This window comes from Sporosarcina sp. FSL K6-1540 (genome assembly GCF_038620285.1).
Lineage (GTDB): Bacteria > Bacillota > Bacilli > Bacillales_A > Planococcaceae > Sporosarcina > Sporosarcina psychrophila.
In genome coordinates this window covers 188,710-207,415 of record NZ_CP152018.1, presented here as the reverse complement: position 1 = coordinate 207,415, position 18,706 = coordinate 188,710, and the positions used below count along the sequence as shown (strand labels likewise).

Sequence of the window (18,706 nt, the reverse complement as noted above, 5' to 3'; positions counted from 1 at the left end):
AGTTTATGCGCTGCATCTTTTTTTTACTTAAAAAGGAGGGATTCGATGGTACTGTCAGATGCCGAAAGGCGATTACTAGCGCTCCACTATGTATTTCCGGTGCCTTTGAACAGATTAAACAGACTTTACGAGATAGACCCCAATCTTGAAAAGTTATATGTTTACAAGGCGGTTGAACTTGCTCATATCCTAAACATCTCTGTGTCAAAAGCGAGTCAATTGAAAGACAGTCTAGACCGTAACGCAGACACCCCCTACGAAGCGTTATATGAGCGGAATGCAATCACCCCAATCCCGTTCACCAATCCCTTATATCCTGACCAGTTACACGTACTTATTGATCCTCCGGCAGTTCTCTATGCAAAAGGGGACCACACATTACTCGCGAAACAATTTAAAGTGGCTATTATTGGAGCCCGGAAAGCAACTGTTTATTCACAAGAAGTGATGTCGCTTATTGTACCTCCACTTGTAGAAAATGGAGCTATTATCGTATCGGGATTAGCAACGGGAGCCGACACGATGGCGCATATAGCAGCACTTAAATACGGTGGTAAAACAATTGCAGTACTTGGGCATGGATTTTTCCATCTTTACCCTAAAGAAAATCGTGCACTCGCCGAAAGAATAACACTAAATCATCTTCTAATTACAGAATACCCACCATATGTAAACCCGGAACGTTGGACTTTTCCGATGCGCAATCGTATCATAAGCGGGTTGTCGGATGCGGTCGTTGTCACCGAATCGGCAGATAAAAGTGGAACGATGAGTACGGTCGAACATGCACTTGATCACGGGAAAGATATCTATGCAGTTCCCGGGCCAGTCACATCATTGTTATCAGCTGGTCCAAATAGGTTGATAGATGAAGGTGCAAGACCGGTATGGAACGGGTTCCAAATCGTCGAATCACTCGTTTTCAATGGATGAATAAAACTCTTTTTCATTGAAAAGGTTGCTTTAATCTTAAAACTGGTATACATTTTGCAACAGATATTCTTTTGGGTTAAAGTTCAAAAGGAAGGACAAAAAAGCCGAGGAGTAATTGGAAGCGTAGCCTTCGAGCACCGCAGCGTATGTTGTTTATATGTGAGGAGCGGAAGAGCAAGCTGACAATAACGCAGCCTAAGATCGCCACGTCCTGTGGCAACAGCCGCGTGACCCGCTTCGAGCAGCCCTTCGACAGCTATTAATGAACTTCTGTTAAAGACTCCGCGTCCTGCGGTAACACAGAAGTCAGCATGTCCTGTGCAAGTCCGGACTTTTTGAACTACCTCTTTTGATGAATAAATACAAAACCTCTTTAAGGAGGCATACACTTAATGGCAGACTACCTAGTAATTGTGGAATCGCCCGCAAAGGCAAAAACGATTGAACGCTATCTCGGAAAAAAATATAAAGTGCGTGCATCACTCGGGCATTTACGTGATCTTCCACGAAGTCAGATGGGCGTAGATACCGAAAATGATTTCGAACCGAAATACATTACGATTCGCGGCAAAGGCCCAATTCTTCAAGACTTGAAAAAAGAAGCTAAAAAAGCTAAAAAAATCTTTCTCGCAGCTGACCCCGACAGAGAAGGGGAAGCGATTGCATGGCATTTGGCAAACCAGCTTGGCGTAGATATCGAATCAGATTGTCGAGTTGTTTTCAATGAAATAACAAAAGAAGCAATTAAAGAATCATTTAAGAATCCACGTCCAATCGATATGGATCGTGTCGATGCTCAACAAGCACGCCGCATTTTAGATCGACTTGTAGGCTACAACATCAGCCCTATACTTTGGAAAAAAGTGAAAAAAGGGTTATCCGCTGGCCGGGTTCAATCCGTTGCACTTCGCATGATTATCGACAGAGAAAATGAAATCAATGCATTCGTTCCTGAAGAATACTGGAGCATCTCCGGTCAATTCGAAAAAGACGATACAATATTCGAAGCGGATTTCTTTGGCGATTCGAAGAGAAAAGTAAAACTTACAGACAAACAACAGGTCGATGAAATCTTAAGCCGGTTAAGCGGAGATACATTCGATATTGCGAATGTGGTTAAAAAAGAACGCAAACGAAATCCAGCATTGCCGTTCACCACTTCATCTTTGCAACAGGAAGCGGCACGAAAGCTAAACTTCCGAGCGAAAAAAACAATGATGCTTGCCCAACAGCTTTATGAAGGGATCAACCTTGGTAAAGAAGGTCAAGTTGGTCTAATTACGTACATGAGAACTGATTCGACTCGAATTGCCGATAGCGCAAAAGAGGAAGCAAGATCATTCATCGAAACAATGTATGGGCAAGAATTTGTAGCGACATCAAAGCCGGCAGCTAAAAGCAGTACCGCAAAAACGCAGGACGCACACGAGGCAGTACGCCCGACATCTGTTATGCGACCACCTGCAGCTATGAAAACAGTATTGTCACGGGATCAACTACGGCTTTATAAACTCATATGGGAACGACTCGTCGCCAGTCAAATGGCGCCAGCGGTACTCGATACGGTTGCGGTCGATCTTGTGAATGGTGATGTTCGCTTCAGGGCGAATGGTTCGCAAGTTAAATTCCAAGGGTTCATGAAAGTGTATGTTGAAGGTGATGATGATAAAGAAGAGGAGAAAGACCGTATCCTCCCGCCGCTTGAAGAAGGCGAACAAGTGAAGTTTAGTGAAATCGATCCCAAACAGCACTTTACCCAGCCACCACCGAGGTTTTCGGAAGCGAGATTGGTCAAGACGCTTGAGGAGCAGGGAATAGGTCGTCCATCAACGTACGCACCGACGCTCGACACAATCCAAAAACGAGGCTATGTCGTCCTCGATGCGAAAAGATTCCTTCCGACAGAACTTGGCGGTATTGTTCACCAGGCCGTAGATCAATACTTCCCTAATATTATCGACCTTGAGTTTACAGCTCAAATGGAAAAAGAACTTGATAATGTGGAGCATGGTCTGATTAAATGGAAGAAGGTTATTGATAACTTCTATGGCGATTTTGAGAAGCATGTGCAAATCGCAGATGCAGAGATGGAAAAAATAGAAATCAAAGATGAACCAGCTGGCGAAGACTGTGAGAAATGCGGTTCTCCTATGGTCTATAAATTGGGTCGATACGGCAAGTTCATGGCTTGTTCCGATTTTCCGGATTGCCGCAATACGAAAGCTATTATCAAACCAATCGGTGTGACTTGTCCAACATGTAAAGAAGGACAAGTCGTCGAACGGAAAAGTAAGACAAAACGTATATTTTATGGCTGTGACAGATATCCGGAATGTGAATACGTTTCATGGGATAAGCCAATTACAAGACCATGTCCGAAATGCGAAAGCACGCTAGTTGAAAAGAAACTGAAAAAAGGTGTACAGATTCAATGTACAGAATGTGACTATAAAGAAGATACGCAGTAAAAAAGAAAAGCGGAGGGCGCCGCCTAGATGCGGCAGGCATAAGGCGGTTTGGCGAAGTGGCGTACTTTGCCGCGCAGCCGAAACGACTTATGACCCGAGCATCTGGCGCCCGGAGTCTGGACAATGAGAAAAGCGGAAGCGCCTGGTCAGGGGCGACAGGCATAAGACGGACCGGCGACGCGGCGTACTTTGCCGCATAGCTGGGCTGGCTTATGACCCTAGCCCCTAGGCGCTGGAGTCTGGACAACAAGGAAAAGTGGAAGCGCCTGTTCAGCCCCGAAAAGCGCTGGAAGGCTTGTGATAAAGGCGTACTTTGCCTTTATCAGCAAGACTGAAGCGACTTAAGGGGCTAGGCGCTGGGGCCTAAACAACAAGAACATTAGAGAGAAGGTGACGGGATGACACCCATCGTAAATGTGATAGGTGCAGGCCTCGCTGGGAGTGAGGCTGCATGGCAAATTGCTAGCCGTGGAGTGAACGTACGTTTATATGAAATGCGACCGGTAAAACAGACGCCTGCGCACCATACAGACAAATTTGCTGAGCTCGTGTGCAGTAACTCGTTGCGCGCGAACAATTTGACGAATGCAGTTGGAATTATCAAAGAAGAAATGAGGATGCTCGACTCTCTCATTATTCGAGCAGCTGACGCTTGTGCGGTTCCTGCTGGAGGGGCATTGGCAGTCGACCGCCACGAGTTCGCTGGCCATGTTACCGACACGATTCGAAACCATCCACTTATCGAAATTATAAATGAAGAAGTGACGGAACTACCGGAAGGCATTACGATTATTGCGACGGGTCCGCTGACATCACCTGCACTTGCTGAACAAATTCGTAAACTGACAGGCGAGGAATATTTATATTTCTATGATGCTGCAGCACCAATTATAGAAAAAGACTCCATCGATATGGACAAAGTCTATTTAAAATCTCGTTATGATAAAGGCGAAGCAGCCTATTTAAACTGCCCAATGAATGAGGAAGAATTTGAACGATTCTATAATGCGCTTGTGGCGGCAGAAATTGTACCCCTTAAAGAGTTCGAAAAAGAAATCTACTTCGAAGGATGTATGCCGGTGGAAGTGGTTGCCCAGCGCGGAGCACAGACTTTGTTATTCGGCGCACTTAAACCAGTTGGACTTGAACATCCGGTAACAGGAAAACTTGCAAAAGCAGTCATTCAGCTTCGTCAAGATGATGCTGCTGGTACTCTATTCAACATCGTAGGGTTTCAAACGCATATGAAATGGGGCGCGCAAAAGGAAGTAATCAGGCTTATCCCGGGTCTTGAAAACGTTGAAATCGTCCGCTATGGTGTTATGCATCGTAACACATTTATTAACTCACCACGTGTGCTTGATGCGACTTATCAGTTAAAGGCAAACTCCAATGTATTTTTCGCAGGACAGATGACTGGTGTAGAAGGGTATGTTGAATCGGCAGGTTCGGGCTTGATAGCCGGCATTAACGCCGCCAATCTGGCACTTGGTAAAGAATTAATCCTTTTCCCGCACGAAACAGCACTCGGGAGCATGGCGCGATATGTCACTGAAGCCAATCCGCAGAACTTCCAGCCCATGAATATCAATTTTGGTCTTTTCCCGGAACTTGGTAAACGCGTTAGGACCAAATTGGAACGTGCTGAGAAGCATGCAGAACGTGCACTTAAAGCGATTAGTGAGTTTCAGTTAGTATCACTATCTTGAATAATTTGATATTAAAAGGAGAAGGCTAGGGATGTATTCCAAGCCTTCTCCTTTTAATTGTCTAAATTACGTTGGCCATGAATACCTATATAAACTAAGCGAAGGTGCCTTACAAGGAATTATTCATTTCAATTTATATTGGAAATTATAAAATCTAGTACGATGGATAAGTTGCGAATAAGAGAATTGACGTCTAGATTACAGTGCTTTTGCTCTGTATATGAACAAATTGTGTCAGGAACATGAACAAATTGAAAGAGGTCAGACTTCTTGGCTATTGATAGTTGCCGTAGGATCAACATGTATTGTATAGTGAATCGTGGATGACTTTTGAATTTCTGGATTAGTCGCTTTCTTTCGGCTATTAGTCAACTCGCTTTACTATGACGTTTCGTAAATAATGTGTTATTATTCAAATGACTCGAAATACTTTAATAACTTAAAGGCTTTTTATTCAGGGAGGATGAAGTGTATGACAGTACAACCTTCTATCATCCGTGATGAATACATTTCGTACGTACGCTTAGAAAAGAACTATTCATATCACACAGTATCAGAGTATGAAAAAGATGTTGATGCATTTCTGTCGTTCCTGGAAGTCGAAGGAATTACAGATTTGAACGATGTGACTTACCCTGAAGCAAGACTTTATGCTACTGAACTGTATGACTTGGGTTTATCGAGAGCATCGATTTCTAGAAAAATATCTTCTATCCGTTCCTTTTTTAAATTTTCAAATGACAGGTATGACATTAGTGATAGCGCATTTCGTTCTCTCCATCACCCGAAGAAGGAAGAAAGACTTCCGGCTTTTTTTTATGAAGAGGAAATGGAGTCCTTATTTTCATCCTGTAAGGGGGAAGATAGAAAGTCTTTGCGTGATTATGCACTCCTTGAATTACTCTACGCAACCGGCATGCGGGTCAGCGAGCTGACTGCTGTCAAAACGCATGATATCGATGATCACCTTGGCATTGTTTTGGTAATGGGAAAAGGACGTAAGGAACGATATGTACCATTCGGTAGTTTTGCGCAATCTGCACTGGATGCTTATCGTGAGAAAAGTAGACTGAATTTGATGAAACAGAAAGAGCACGACATGCTGTTCGTCAATTTGCGGGGAGACCCACTGACTGATCGAGGTGTGCGCCATATCTTAAGCATGATGATGGAACGCGCATCACTTCACTCTAAAATCTATCCACATATGATTCGCCACTCTTTTGCCACCCACCTTTTGGCGGGGGGCGCCGACATGAGAACCGTTCAGGAGCTACTTGGACACAGTCACTTATCTTCAACGCAAGTGTATACACATATAACAAAAGAGCATTTAAGGAAAACATATATGAATACGCATCCGCGAGCATAGGAGGATGATCTGATGGAATTCCATGCAACGACAATCTTTGCCATTCGCCATGAAGGGTCTTGTGCCATGTCAGGCGATGGGCAAGTGACGGTAGGAAATGCAGTCGTCATGAAACATACGGCAAAAAAAGTCCGCCGAATTTTTGGTGGTAAAGTACTGGCAGGTTTTGCGGGATCGGTAGCGGACGCTTTTACGCTATTCGAATTGTTCGAAGCCAAACTGACAGAGTACAATGGCAACCTTCAAAGGGCTTCTGTTGAACTTGCGAAAGAATGGCGTGGTGACCGGATTCTACGGAAACTTGAGGCGATGCTCCTTGTAATGGATAACGAGCGTTTGTTACTCGTGTCTGGAACAGGAGAAGTAATTGAACCGGATGATGGTGTTTTGGCAATCGGTTCAGGTGGCCATTACGCACTTGCGGCTGGCCGGGCTTTGAAAAAGTACAGTGGGCATTCGCTCACTGCAGCAGAAATTGCCCAAGCGGCACTAGAGACGGCTGCAGAAATATGCGTTTTCACAAATGATCATATTATTGTGGAGGTACTCGAATGATAAAGAGACAAGAGCTGACACCCAAGGAATTGACTGCACATCTCGATAGATATATTATCGGTCAAGACAAAGCCAAGCGTGCAGTGGCTGTAGCCATTCGTAACAGGTACAGAAGAAGTCTGCTTTCTGATGACGAGAAAAGTGAAATCATACCGAAAAACATACTTATGATTGGCCCGACAGGTGTCGGGAAAACTGAAATCGCGAGAAGAATCGCTAAGCTAGTAAATGCTCCATTCCTTAAAGTGGAAGCGACGAAGTTTACAGAAGTAGGTTATGTAGGCCGTGATGTCGAGTCGATGATAAGAGATTTAACAGAAGCGGGCGTTCGAATTGTTCGGGAAGAGCAGCGTGAAGCTGTGAAAGGGCATGCGGTTATTCTTGCAGAAGAACGACTAATCGAATTACTTGTTCCTGAAAAAAAGAAAATGGGCGGTATGCAAAACCCGTTTGAAATGTTGTTTGGCCAAAAAGCAGAGCAGGAAGAACCTGATTATGCAGAAGTAGCCGAAGTGAAGCGTAAACGCTCTGAGATTGCGACAAGCCTCAAAGCGGGGGAACTTGAAGAACAAATGGTCACTGTAGAAGTTACTGCACAGCAGCCATCTATGTTTGACGCTTTACAAGGGTCGGGTATGGAACAGATGGGTGCGAATATGCAAGACGCATTTTCTTCTCTTATGCCGAAAAAGACAGTCAAGCGCAAAATGAAAGTAAAGGATGCCCGCATCGCACTTGAAGCGGAAGAGGCTGACAAGCTGATTGATCATGATGAAATCTCAAGACGAGCAATCGAGCTTACAGAGCAGTCAGGTATCATCTTCATTGATGAAATGGACAAAATTGCTAGTCGGGGCGGAAGTGGTTCGTCAGCAGATGTTTCACGGGAAGGCGTTCAGCGGGATATATTACCAATCGTTGAAGGCTCGACTGTTTCGACTAAGTACGGTACAGTAAAGACCGATTTCATTTTGTTTATTGCGGCAGGGGCGTTCCATATGTCAAAACCCTCCGATATTATTCCGGAACTGCAAGGACGCTTTCCAATTCGGGTCGAACTTGAAAAGCTGACGAAGAATGACTTTGAACGTATTTTAAAAGAGCCTGATTTTTCTCTTATCCGTCAATATGAAAAATTGCTCAATACGGAAAATGTTGTTTTGGATTTTACTGACGAAGCAATTAGCCGACTTGCTGAAATTGCATTTGAAGTGAATGATGATACGGAGAATATCGGTGCAAGGCGTCTACATACTATCTTGGAGAAATTACTCGAAGAACTATCGTATGAAGCGGCTGATATCGGACCGGCAACGATTAAAATAACACCCGCGTATGTCGATGAAAAGCTGAAAGATATCGCGAAAAATAAAGATTTATCACATTTTATACTTTAATTGAAACGTTTTAGTTTATTTAATGATTAAAAACCTTTAGAATATTCACTAAACGCTAAGCAACTATTATGAGGAGGAAAAAAACAAATGAATTTATTATCAAAAACACGTGAAATTAACGCAATGCTACAAGAATCGGCAGGAAAACCTGTAAACTTTAAGGAAATGGCTGAGAAGCTTAGTTCTGTTATCGACTGTAATGCATTTATCGTAAGCAGAAAAGGGAAATTACTTGGTTTAGAAATACACCACCAAATCGAAAACGAACGCATGAAGCAAATGTTCGTTGATCGTAAATTCCCTGAGGAATATACAAATCGTTTGTTTGAAGTAAGAGAAACATCTTCAAATCTGGATGTATACAGTTCACACACAGTCTTTCCAGTTGAAAATCGTGAACTCTTCAAAGATGGCTTAACAACAATTGTTCCAATCGTTGGTGGCGGTGAACGTCTTGGTACACTAATCTTGGCTAGACTTAAAGAAGATTTCCAGGATGATGATTTGATCCTTGCGGAATACGGTGCGACTGTTGTCGGGATGGAAATTTTACGTGAGAAATCAGAGAAAATTGAAATCGAAGCACGTAGTAAAGCAGTTGTTCAAATGGCTATCAATTCCCTTTCTTATAGTGAACACGAAGCGATTGAGCACATTTTCCATGAGCTTGATGGTAATGAAGGTCTACTAGTCGCATCTAAAATTGCAGACCGTGTAGGTATTACACGTTCTGTAATCGTAAATGCACTTCGTAAACTAGAAAGTGCTGGCGTTATCGAATCTCGTTCCCTAGGAATGAAAGGGACATATATCAAGGTCCTTAATAATAAATTCCTTGAAGAACTTGAAAAACAAAAATCATAAGTATGTATTAGGTATAAAGGCACTTCTTCCGGATTTGGGGAGAAGTGCTTTTTTGTTCTTAATATAAATCAAAATAAAAAGAATAAACTGACACTTGGAGGGTATGTATAAGAGTAATGGATAAATGAAGGCTTTGGAACTAAGTATTCTATTTATATAATTAATCTACTATAAAAAAGGTTGTTTTGAACTAATAGATATTACCCTTCTAATATAGACAAGAATCAACAAAATCCGCTACAATAGAAGTATGTGTTAAGAGTAATAGATTAGTACTGGGGAATGAATACTATTTGATTCACCAATAGAGGGAACAAGAGGTGGTAACAATGAATTTGTTTGGATCGACGATAACGCAATTGGAGCGCGGATTGGATTATTCTGCAACAAAAGGGAAAGCGATTTCGCAAAATATAGCAAATGTCGACACGCCGAATTATAAAGCGAAAAATGTCAGTTTTAAAGATGTTTTTGCAAACGTTCAAGCGAATTCGTTGGAAGCTTATAAAACAGACGAGCGGCATATCAATTTCAAGCCTAATACGGCGCATTCAGGTGTTTTTAATTACTCAAATCTTCGTTATCGACAAGATGGAAATGGCGTAGATATGGATAAGGAACAGGCTGATCTTGCGGCTAACCAAATTTACTATAACGCAGTTGTCGACCGTATTAACGGAAAGTTCAATACGTTACAAAATGTAATTAAAGGAGGGCGTTGACGTTGACGATATTCCATAGCTTGAATACGTCTGCATCTGCATTGACAGCGCAACGCATGCGGATGGATGTCATTTCGTCCAATATGGCGAACATCGATACAACGCGGGGGGAAATGGTAGACGGTGAATGGCAACCCTATCGCCGTAAATCAGTTACATTTCAACCGCGTGAAGGGCAATTCTCATCGATGCTAAATGCCTCGATGGGTAAATCAATAAAAGGGTCGGCAGGATATGGCGTTACGGTTTCTAGGATTAAAGAAGATACCGAAACGCCATTTAAACTTGTCTTTGATCCGTCTCATCCCGATGCGAATGACGAAGGATATGTTTCGATGCCAAATGTTGATCCGCTGCGGGAAATGATTGACCTGATGTCCGCTACACGTTCTTATGAAGCAAACGTAACAGTGATTAATGCTAATAAATCAATGCTTATGAAAGCTCTTGAAATCGGCAAATAATGATACTGGAAGGATGTTACCTTAATGGCTATACAGTCTATTTTTAATCCTGTGCAATCAGCAGGAGTACTTAAAATGGAAAATCAAATGAAACCAACTCCAACACCATATGAAGCGCAACAAAGTTTCGGAACCTTTTTAAAAGATGCGATTCAAGAAGTTAATAATAAACAATCAGATTCAGATATGATGACGGAAAAGTTAGTGCGTGGTGGCGATGTCGAACTTCATGATGTCATGATTACAGCACAAAAGGCGTCGATTGCGTTAAATGCAACGATGGAAGTTCGAAATAAAGTAATTGAAGCGTATCAAGAAGTCATCCGGATGCCTGTTTGAGTGTACGCGACATATAAGTTGTCCATTATTGAATTACGCAAGTTGACCGGGGGATTACAATGAATGAAAGATTGACGAAAATCAAGACGGATCTACAAACGTTTTGGTCGAGTCGTACAAAAATACAAAAAGGTACTTATATCGGATCCACTATCGCCGTTATTTTAATCGCTGCTTTCTTGACGTTCTTTCTATCAAGGACGGAATATGTGCCACTCTATTCGGAGGTGTCTCGGGCGGAAATCGGACGCATTAAAGAACAGCTTGATGCTCAAGGGGTTAAAAATAAAGTTGCACCAGGTGGGACATCGATACTAGTGCCGCGGGACAGCGTAGACTCTTTATTGGTGTCCCTTGCGGCAGAAGGTTTTCCAAACTCAGGAATGATTGATTACTCGTTCTTTGCAGAAAATGCAGGATTTGGAACGACGGACAATGAGTTCAATATGATTAAACTTGCTTCGATGCAAACTGAACTTGCGAACCTGATTAAAGGTATCGAAGGTGTAAAAGATGCAAAAGTAATGGTCACATTGCCAACAGAGAGTGTTTTTTTGAATGAGAGTACGCAACAGGCAAGTGCATCAATCATGTTGAAAACTGATGCGGGACACCAATTCACTGAACCACAGATTACTGCACTTTATAATCTAATATCGAAAAGTATACCGAATCTGTCGACTGATGATATTGTCATCATGAATCAGTACTCCGAGTATTTTGATTTGAAAGCTACAGATAATGCGTACGGACCTAGCATTACGGATCAAATGACGCTTAAAAAAACAATCGAACGTGATTTGCAACGCCAAGTACAGATGATGCTTGGAACAATGATGGGACAAGATAAAATTGTGGTCTCAGTCACAACTGATATTGACTTCCAACTTGAAAACAGGGAAGAGAATCTTGTACAGCCCGTCGACGAGGAGAGTATTGAAGGCATTGCACTTAGCGTACAGCGTCTTACTGAATCGTTTACAGGAAATGGGCCAGTTGCGGGTGGAACTCCTGCAGGAGAGGACCCTACAGATAATGGAACAGGCTACGTGGAAGGGTCCTTTTCAAACGGCGATTATGAAAAAATCGAAGAAACGGTTAACAATGAAGTGAACCGCATTCGTAAAGAAATTGTTGAAAGCCCTTATAAGATTCGTGATATCGGAATCCAAGTAATGGTTGAACCACCAACAGCAGATGATCCAACATCAATGCCACCGGGAATGCAAGATGATGTCCAGCGCATATTGGAAACAATCATTCGTACATCTATCGACAAAGAGGCTGCTGGTGCGCTGACGATGGCGGAATTGAATGACAAGATTGCTGTTTCCGTACAGCCTTTTAATGGGAAAACAGTTGACTTGTCTACACCGAAGTCCGCAATCCCATGGTGGATTTACGTGATTGGTGGGGTCCTACTTCTTATTATCGGTATTCTAGTGTTTATGTCCATTAGGAATCGCCGAAAAGCGGAAGAAATGGAAGAAGAATTGATTATGGAAGAACAGCTTGCAACATTTGACGTAGATGACATTAATAATGAACTTGAAACAGAAGGAACTGTCCGTAGGAAACAACTCGAGAAGATGGCAAAAGAGAAACCAGAAGAGTTTGCCAAACTATTGCGTACATGGATAGCCGAGGAATGACGGAGGGATGAACTGTGGTTAAGAAAGAAAAAGGGATGACAGGAAAACAAAAAGCAGCACTTCTGCTCATATCCCTCGGTCCGGAAGTGTCAGCAGCAATTTATAAGCACTTGAATGAAGACGAAATTGAGCGCCTAACGCTTGAAATTTCAGGTGTCAAAAAAGTTGAGGCAACCGTGAAAGAAGAAATTATCGAAGAGTTTCATCACATAGCACTTGCTCAGGATTATATCTCGCAAGGCGGTATAGGCTACGCGAAAACTGTACTTGAAAAAGCACTTGGTAAAGATCATGCGCAAGCAATTATCAACCGCTTAACATCTTCATTACAAGTGCGACCTTTCGATTTTGCTAGACGTGCTGATCCATCACAAATTTTGAATTTTATTCAAAACGAGCATCCGCAAACAATTGCGCTTATCTTGTCTTACTTAGAGGCAGAACAGGCTGGACTGATTTTATCGGCATTGCCACAGGAGATGCAGGCGGATATCGCGAGAAGAATTGCGACGATGGACTCAACTTCACCAGAGGTCATCAGTGAAATCGAAGCGGTACTTGAGAGAAAACTATCTTCAACCGTAACGCAAGATTACACGGAAACTGGCGGCGTCGATGCAGTCGTCGAAGTGCTTAATGGAGTCGACAGGACAACAGAGAAAACGATTCTTGATGCACTTGAAATTCAAGATCCCGAACTTGCAGAAGAAATTCGGAAACGCATGTTTGTCTTCGAGGATATTGTTACATTGGATAACCGTTCGATTCAACGCATTATCCGCGACTGTGAAAATGAAGATTTAATCCTCTCGCTGAAGGTTTCTAGCGAAGAAGTGAAAGAAGTCTTGTTCAGGAATATGTCCCAACGGATGGCGGAATCATTCCAAGAAGAGATCGAAGTCATGGGACCTGTTCGATTGAAAGATGTCGAAGATGCTCAATCTCGTATTGTGAGCACGATTCGCAGACTGGAAGAAACAGGTGAAATCATAATCGCTCGTGGTGGAGGAGATGACATCATTGTCTAACGTATTTCGTTCATTCAATACGATATTGGAGGATGGAGAAACGAAAGAAATCTCCATTCGGAGCCTTTACGTTTCGCAAGAAGTCGACGCGGAAGTGAGTTTGTCCTTAGAATCCATACTTGTTGAACGGGACCGCTTGTTGAAAGAAGCCAACACGATAAATGAGCAGGAAAAAGAGGCAATTGAACAACTGAGACAAACTGCCACTGAAGATATCTTATCGATGCAAGCAGCCTGGCAGAACGAAAAAACTGTACTTCAACAACAAGCATATGATGAAGGGTTTCAAGTCGGTTACGAAGAGGGGCGTAATAAGTCATTATCGGATATGGCAGCTTCTATTAGTACTGCAAATGAAACGACGGTGTTATCCTATGAAAATGCGCGTCAATATCTTGTGAGCCAAGAACGCATCATTCTCGATCTTGCAATGCTTTCTACAGAGCGGATTATTGGACAAGCACTTCAAGATGATAAGGAAGTTTATTTATCGGTTGTAAAAAGAGCCTTAAAAGAAACGCGTGAAATGAAAGAGATTAAGTTGTATGTTTCTCTAGATTACTTCGAACTTGTATCCGATAATCGTTCTGAATTGGCATCGATTTTCCCGCCGAATGTGCCATTCCTTATTTTTGCAAATGATGATTTTGAATCAAACGAGTGCTATATCGAAACAAATCATGGGCGGATTGTTGTCAGCATTGACGAACAGTTGAATGAACTAAGGGAGAAACTCATCGGTATCATGGAAAGTGGTGATTGACGATGAAAAAAGCAGAGGACTTAATTGCGGTCATTCCAAATATAAAGACTTTTAAAAAGCTTGGACGCGTTGTCCGCGTTGTTGGTTTGATGATTGAGTCACAAGGACCTGAAAGTTCAATCGGTGATGTCTGCCATATCCATTTAAATAATACAGGCAAGGCCGACTCGATTATTAAAGCAGAAGTTGTCGGATTTAAGGAAGAAATCGTCATTCTGATGCCTTACACAAATATCCGTGATATTTCTAGCGGTTGCCTTGTTGAAAGTTTGGGGAAACCGCTTGAAATCAAAGTAGGTATGAATTTAGTAGGGAAAGTGCTTGATTCGATGGGGAACCCAATCGATAACAGCATCCTTCCGAGAGGGTTGACGACTGTTCGGACAGAACAAGACCCTCCTAATGCCCTTACCCGTCCGCCAATCAGCGAAAAGCTTGCGGTGGGTGTCAAGGCGATTGATGGTATGTTGACAGTTGGAAAAGGTCAGCGTGTCGGAATTTTCGCGGGATCTGGTGTTGGAAAAAGTACGTTGCTTGGTATGATTGCTCGTAATACGACAGCCGATTTGAATGTCATAGCACTAATAGGCGAGCGTGGCCGTGAAGTCCGCGAATTCATCGAACGTGATCTTGGACCTGAAGGCATGAGTAGGTCGATTGTTGTTGCTACAACATCGGACCAACCTGCGCTTATGCGTATTAAAGGAGCGTTTACCGCAACAGCAATCGCTGAGTATTACAGAGACAAAGGGATGAACGTCATGCTTATGATGGACTCAGTAACACGGGTAGCGATGGCGCAGCGGGAAATAGGACTCGCTGTCGGAGAACCACCTGCTACGCGCGGTTATACCCCTTCTGTCTTTGCTATCTTGCCAAAATTGCTGGAACGTACGGGCACCAATGAGAATGGATCCATTACGGCATTCTATACAGTACTTGTAGATGGCGATGATATGAATGAGCCAATTGCTGATGCAGTTCGAGGAATCCTGGACGGTCACATTGTACTCGATCGGACACTTGCGAACAAAGGACAATATCCTGCAATCAACGTATTGAAAAGCGTTAGCCGGCTTATGAACCATATTGCGGATCCAGAGCATGTCAAAGCAGCAGAAAGATTGCGCGAACTTTATTACACCTACAATAAATCCGAAGATCTGATTAATATCGGAGCCTATAAACGCGGGACATCTAAAGAAATTGATCAAGCAATTGAATTCGAACCACTTATTACAAACTTTTTAAAACAAGGTTTCAAAGATAATATTTCAATTGAGGACAGTATAGCTGAGCTCGTGGCACTCGGTGCGGGAGGCGGGAACGTATGAAGCCTTATAATTACCGTTTTGATAAAGTACTGACTTTCCGTGAACAAGAAAAAACCGAAACTGAAGTGGAATTTAAAGGGTCAGTCGAGGCATTCGAAACAGTTGCCACTAAACTGTATGACTTGCTGAAAAAGAAAGAAGATACGCTCACCGAACAACAGGTCAAGATGGCGGTCGGTTTTTCGGTTAATGAAATTCATTACTATGCTCGATTCATTAGTAGCTTAGAGAAAAGAATAGCAGTGGTACAACAGCAAGTCGTGCAGGCTCGCTCGAAAATGAATTGGTACGAGAATAAGCTGTTGGAAAAGACGCTTGAAGTTCGAAAGTTTGAAAAGATGAAAGAAAAAGATCGTGAACATCATCGAGCTGAAATGGAACAGCTAGAAGCGATTCAGCTCGATGAATTGTCGACGTTGAAGTTCCGCAGAAGAGAAAATAGGTGATAATGTGGTGAAAAAGACTAAACAAACAGAACGAGTACCAAAGGTAGAACAAGAGGGGAAAAGTAGTGCCTTTCAAAAAATGTTACTTTGGGTACTAATTCCATTGTTATTCACAACGGCACTCGTTCTAATCATTGCGAAATTCGCAGATGTCAACGTATTCGACAAGGCGAAAGAGTTGACTGGTAATTTACCGTTCATCACTGAAAAGAAAGAAGAAGATCCTATAGCAGGTGATTTGGTCCTCGAAGAGAGGGTCGTGACGATGCAGGCGGAAATTCAAGAGAAAGAAGCCCAACTATTCAAGGTTCAGCAGGATCTCGATAAATCAGCTACTGAAAATGAAAAATTGCTAATTGAACAAGAGAAACTCCTTGACGAAATTGCGGTGCTAGTGCGCGATAAAGACGACTCCAAACGGAAATTTAGTGATATCGTAACGACATTTGAGCAAATGTCTGCAAAATCTTCAGCACCTGTCATTACGAAAATGAGCGATGCTGAAGCAATACGAATTTTGACGAACTTGAAATCGGATACACTTGCTTCGATTCTGGAAAAAATGTCGCCGGAAGATGCGGCGAAATATACGACGATGATGACCAAGTAATTGGGACTTTATACAGCTGCTTTTGAAGGGAGGTGAATAAGTGAACATCGCATCATTACAAGCAATGGTTGGGATGAACGTGCAGACTTCGTCGAATAATGTTCAGTCAGGTCAGCAAGCAACAAATTCATTTGGATCGGTTTTCAGCAGTATCGCTGGAAATGTCCAATTAGCTGTCGCTCCTGTACAGGAACTGACTGTCAGCGGGATAACCGATGAATCGATAATGGCAATTTTTAATGCAACTTCTATTGAAGAGCTTGGGACTGCTATTAAAGACCTAACAGATGGCGAAAGTAAACTAGATTCAATTTCTAATCTAGGTAATCTAGAAGAGCTTGCAAGTCTACTCAATCTTGAACCGAAACAACTGATTGAAAGCTTGCTTCAACTATTAGAACAAGCAGGTCTTGACGAAGAGGAATTGTCAGCAGTAGCCAATACGAATGACTTTTGGACGGTATTGAACGCCATTGATAAAGTGGCTCCACAGTTTTTCGCTCAATTGACAGATGCGCTTGAAGGGAAAGGCGAAATATCGAAACAACAGGCAATCGAATTATTGACGTTGCTTAAAACAGCAGAACTTACCGCGCCGAAAATCGATTTGCTTTTGAAGCAGGAACAGCAAGTATTTACACTACAAGGCTATCTTGCAACAACAGGTGAACGTTTCGAAAATGTCCTTAATTCTAGCAGTTCAGCAAAGAATGGCATGGTACAATTGATAGAGTCGAAAAACATAGTCCGATTTGTCGTTCCAGTAGATGCCGCTCGAACTTTGACAGATGATGGAACTATGGAAAAAGGTTCAGAATCATCGCCTAGCGCGGTGAGTACCAAAGATGCATCGCAACAAGTTGTAAGTAGTGCATTAGGCACTGTTGTAGCAACTAAAGGTGAACTTACACTTACTGAAGTGGAAAATCGTACGAATGCACGAAATGAAGCCTTGATTAAAGAAATGCAAACTATTTTCAAACGTGCGAATTTCGGTCAAGCGGACGGAACGAACCGCCTTCTCATTAAACTTTATCCTGAACATCTGGGACAAGTTCGAATTGAATTGCTACAGGTAAATGGCATCATGACAGCACGGATTCTTGCATCCACTGCACTCGGTAAAGATATGTTAGAAAGTCAGTTGCATCAGCTAAGAAGCGCTTTCCTTCAACAAAATCTGCAAGTAGAACGAATCGACGTTTCTCAAACATTGCAAGATACAACCAAAAACGATCGCGACCAAGCGTTTAATCAGCACTTTAGAAAAGAAGGACAAGAAACAGAAGAGCAACATGAACAAAACGATGAAGAAGAAATGACGTTTCAGGAGTATATGATTGATTTGGGGGTATAACGAATGGCAATTGAAGGACAAAAAGCGATTTCAGGAACGGATTATTTAGTCAATAAAAAGCGGGATGAGCGTAAAACTGGCGATGGAGTTATGGGTAAAGATGATTTCATGAAGTTACTCATCGCCCAATTACAAAACCAGGACCCGACAAATCCAATGAAAGATAACGAATTTATCGCACAAATGGCTCAGTTCTCGGCACTTGAACAGACGATGAACTTATCGAAGTCCTTTGAAAAGTTCGCGGAAGCACAAGGTCAATCACAACTCATTCAGTACAATAGTTTTGCCGGTAAAGAAGTCCGTTGGCATGAACTGAAGATAGATGATAACGGCAATGCGGTTGTAGATGTGGATGGAAAACCCGTTGTAGACGAAGGAACCAATCGTATCGTGTCAGTGAAATATGATAATGGCTCTGTAACATTCATTATGGATGACGGGAAAGAATTGACTCCAGGCAATATTTCGGAAGTGATGTCTGGTTCGGGCGGAACAAATAGTCTTGTTGAAGCAAGTATGCTTATCGGCAAGTTCGTTGGTTACATGGACGGCGAAGAAGAGAAACAAGGTAAAGTAGTATCTGTTGCGAATAAAGATGGAAAACTTCAATATATTTTAGAAGACGGAACTCGGATTGAAGGCAAGAAATTCACCTCGATAAGCGAAAAAGAAGAAACGACGGAATGATGA

At 42.4% G+C, this 18,706-nt stretch carries 18 protein-coding genes; all 18 read left to right on the top strand.

Annotated features, from left to right (window positions below):
- Positions 1–45: 45 nt before the first annotated feature.
- The 18 genes from dprA to flgD all read left to right on the top strand — a co-directional run bounded on the left by dprA (position 46) and on the right by flgD (position 18,703).
- The gene (dprA, locus tag MKY15_RS00975; RefSeq protein ID WP_342538748.1) at positions 46–933 is read left to right on the top strand and encodes a DNA-processing protein DprA; all 888 of its coding nucleotides are present in this window, start codon (positions 46–48) and stop codon (positions 931–933) included.
- A 392-nt stretch (positions 934–1,325) separates the two neighbouring features.
- Positions 1,326–3,401, top strand: coding sequence for a type I DNA topoisomerase (topA, locus tag MKY15_RS00970; RefSeq protein WP_342538747.1), 2,076 nt, complete (start codon positions 1,326–1,328; stop codon positions 3,399–3,401).
- A gap of 398 nt (positions 3,402–3,799) precedes the next feature.
- Positions 3,800–5,110 carry an FADH(2)-oxidizing methylenetetrahydrofolate--tRNA-(uracil(54)-C(5))-methyltransferase TrmFO gene (trmFO, locus tag MKY15_RS00965; RefSeq protein ID WP_067211268.1) on the top strand — a complete coding sequence of 437 codons (1,311 nt, stop codon included), beginning with the start codon at positions 3,800–3,802 and terminating at the stop codon, positions 5,108–5,110.
- A 472-nt stretch (positions 5,111–5,582) separates the two neighbouring features.
- On the top strand, positions 5,583–6,482 hold the full coding sequence (gene xerC / locus MKY15_RS00960) for a tyrosine recombinase XerC (protein ID WP_187045411.1): 900 nt from the start codon (positions 5,583–5,585) through the stop codon (positions 6,480–6,482).
- Between the two features lie 9 nt (positions 6,483–6,491).
- On the top strand, positions 6,492–7,037 hold the full coding sequence (gene hslV, locus MKY15_RS00955; protein ID WP_156476072.1) for an ATP-dependent protease subunit HslV: 546 nt from the start codon (positions 6,492–6,494) through the stop codon (positions 7,035–7,037).
- Positions 7,037–8,434 carry an ATP-dependent protease ATPase subunit HslU gene (gene hslU, locus MKY15_RS00950; protein WP_231885845.1) on the top strand — a complete coding sequence of 466 codons (1,398 nt, stop codon included), beginning with the start codon at positions 7,037–7,039 and terminating at the stop codon, positions 8,432–8,434. The genes hslV and hslU overlap by 1 nt, the downstream gene beginning before the upstream one ends.
- 87 nt (positions 8,435–8,521) lie before the next feature.
- Positions 8,522–9,298 carry a GTP-sensing pleiotropic transcriptional regulator CodY gene (codY, locus tag MKY15_RS00945; RefSeq protein ID WP_067211258.1) on the top strand — a complete coding sequence of 259 codons (777 nt, stop codon included), beginning with the start codon at positions 8,522–8,524 and terminating at the stop codon, positions 9,296–9,298.
- A 329-nt stretch (positions 9,299–9,627) separates the two neighbouring features.
- On the top strand, positions 9,628–10,020 hold the full coding sequence (gene flgB, locus MKY15_RS00940) for a flagellar basal body rod protein FlgB (RefSeq protein ID WP_067211257.1): 393 nt from the start codon (positions 9,628–9,630) through the stop codon (positions 10,018–10,020).
- A 2-nt stretch (positions 10,021–10,022) separates the two neighbouring features.
- Complete coding sequence (flgC, locus tag MKY15_RS00935; protein ID WP_342538746.1) at positions 10,023–10,484, top strand: flagellar basal body rod protein FlgC; 462 nt, start codon at positions 10,023–10,025, stop codon at positions 10,482–10,484.
- Positions 10,485–10,559: 75 nt separating this feature from the next.
- Entirely contained in the window at positions 10,560–10,823 is a 264-nt protein-coding gene (gene fliE / locus MKY15_RS00930) for a flagellar hook-basal body complex protein FliE (RefSeq protein ID WP_231885696.1), read from the top strand.
- A gap of 59 nt (positions 10,824–10,882) precedes the next feature.
- Entirely contained in the window at positions 10,883–12,475 is a 1,593-nt protein-coding gene (gene fliF, locus MKY15_RS00925; protein ID WP_342538745.1) for a flagellar basal-body MS-ring/collar protein FliF, read from the top strand.
- 14 nt (positions 12,476–12,489) lie between these two features.
- A complete protein-coding gene (gene fliG, locus MKY15_RS00920; RefSeq protein WP_067211247.1) occupies positions 12,490–13,503 on the top strand; it encodes a flagellar motor switch protein FliG in 1,014 nt (337 codons plus the stop codon).
- Positions 13,496–14,266 carry a flagellar assembly protein FliH gene (gene fliH, locus MKY15_RS00915; RefSeq protein WP_342538744.1) on the top strand — a complete coding sequence of 257 codons (771 nt, stop codon included), beginning with the start codon at positions 13,496–13,498 and terminating at the stop codon, positions 14,264–14,266. Before fliG ends, fliH begins: the two co-directional genes overlap by 8 nt.
- Positions 14,267–14,268: 2 nt before the next feature.
- Entirely contained in the window at positions 14,269–15,600 is a 1,332-nt protein-coding gene (gene fliI, locus MKY15_RS00910; RefSeq protein WP_342538743.1) for a flagellar protein export ATPase FliI, read from the top strand.
- The gene (gene fliJ, locus MKY15_RS00905; RefSeq protein ID WP_067211244.1) at positions 15,597–16,046 is read left to right on the top strand and encodes a flagellar export protein FliJ; all 450 of its coding nucleotides are present in this window, start codon (positions 15,597–15,599) and stop codon (positions 16,044–16,046) included. The genes fliI and fliJ overlap by 4 nt, the downstream gene beginning before the upstream one ends.
- Before the next feature lie 7 nt (positions 16,047–16,053).
- The gene (locus MKY15_RS00900) at positions 16,054–16,656 is read left to right on the top strand and encodes a hypothetical protein (protein ID WP_338655863.1); all 603 of its coding nucleotides are present in this window, start codon (positions 16,054–16,056) and stop codon (positions 16,654–16,656) included.
- A 40-nt stretch (positions 16,657–16,696) separates the two neighbouring features.
- On the top strand, positions 16,697–18,013 hold the full coding sequence (locus tag MKY15_RS00895; protein WP_342538742.1) for a flagellar hook-length control protein FliK: 1,317 nt from the start codon (positions 16,697–16,699) through the stop codon (positions 18,011–18,013).
- A 3-nt stretch (positions 18,014–18,016) separates the two neighbouring features.
- On the top strand, positions 18,017–18,703 hold the full coding sequence (gene flgD / locus MKY15_RS00890) for a flagellar hook assembly protein FlgD (protein WP_342538741.1): 687 nt from the start codon (positions 18,017–18,019) through the stop codon (positions 18,701–18,703).
- Positions 18,704–18,706: the final 3 nt, after the last annotated feature.